This is a genomic window from Stenotrophomonas sp. 05L44_2 (assembly GCF_056665995.1).
In genome coordinates, this window is record NZ_JBFTNR010001034.1 from 1 (window position 1) to 1203 (window position 1203).

At 62.5% G+C, this 1203-nt stretch carries 1 protein-coding gene and 1 tRNA gene; one reads left to right on the forward strand and one right to left on the reverse strand.

Annotated elements, in window-relative coordinates:
* Positions 1–784: DUF2268 domain-containing putative Zn-dependent protease (locus AC1VAN_RS22905; protein ID WP_480986877.1), on the reverse strand; the 784-nt coding region annotated here is incomplete at its 3' end.
* A 115-nt stretch (positions 785–899) separates the two neighbouring features.
* Here AC1VAN_RS22905 and AC1VAN_RS22910 point away from each other — a divergent pair.
* Positions 900–975, forward strand: a tRNA-Lys gene (locus AC1VAN_RS22910).
* The last annotated feature ends 228 nt before the right edge of the window (positions 976–1203 follow it).

The window sequence follows — 1203 nt, forward strand, 5'->3', positions numbered from 1 at the left end:
GCGGATCGCTGTAATCCAGCTCGATCATCCGCGCGATCGCCGCCTGCTCATCCGGCTGCTGCCGCATGTACTCCTGCGCGATGCGGTAACCAGCGTAGTACCCCACATCACTCACCCCGAACGGGCTGCGGGCGTTGTTGTACAGCCAGTTGTCCAGCGCATCGCCATCCATCTCCGCTCTGAAGCGAGCGCGGATCTCCGATTCGTGCAACGGGCCATAGGTGTACAGCGGCAGTGCCGGGCGGCGACCGCTGATCCGCTCGGCAATGTACTCGGCCACGCCTTCGCGCACCGCGTACTGTGCGAGCGATCCCGTAGTCTCGCGCTGTTGGGTGTGCACGTACTCATGCAGGTTGTTCTGCGCGTTGTTCGCGCCGGGCGCGCTGTCGTAGAAGGCCCGCAGGCGACTGCGCAACGGCTCCGGCAGTTCGCTGACATCCACGCTTGCATCGCCGAGTGCCATTTCCGCGCCGATCAGCACCTGCTTCCCCAGCGTGGTGCCGCCTGTGCGCAGCACGCCCACCGCATAGGTGATGCTGGCCGGGCGCAGGGCGGGGTAAAGCCTGCGGAACGCAGCCAGATCCCGCTCCAGCGTAGCGCTGGCCTGCCGGGCGTTGGCGGTCAGCGGCCGCACCGAGGCCCAGAAGTGCGGCCAGGCGAGCATTGCTTGTGCGTATTCGGCGGCGGTGTAGTTGCGCACCTTCATCAGCGCGTGCAGGCCGGCACTACCCACAGAAAGAAGGGCAGGCGCATCGGTGGCTCCGAAGGACGAAGGAGTGTGCATGAGATGCGTCCGCTGCATGGAACGGTTTAACTGCAGGCCGATACTGCGACGATTTCTCTCTACCGCACAAAGTAGGGTAGAATGCCCACCCCGCCGACAGGCAGGGATGTTGCATGGGCCGTTAGCTCAGTCGGTAGAGCAGAAGACTTTTAATCTTTTGGTCGATGGTTCGAATCCATCACGGCCCACCATCGCAGACAGCGCCGGCATCACCTGCCGGGCAACCCAGAAAGCGCCGAGAGGCGCTTTTTTGTTGCCCGCGTGCAGCCACGGTCGGCATGCCGCGGCGCCGGCGCAGGAAATCTTCCAGCAACACCAAGTAATTACCTTTAAGGTAATTAATTCGGGAATAAAAAGTAATGGATCGTGCGGTTTTGGCCGGTCAGAATCGACCGGCCAGGTCTCTTTCAACCGTAGTG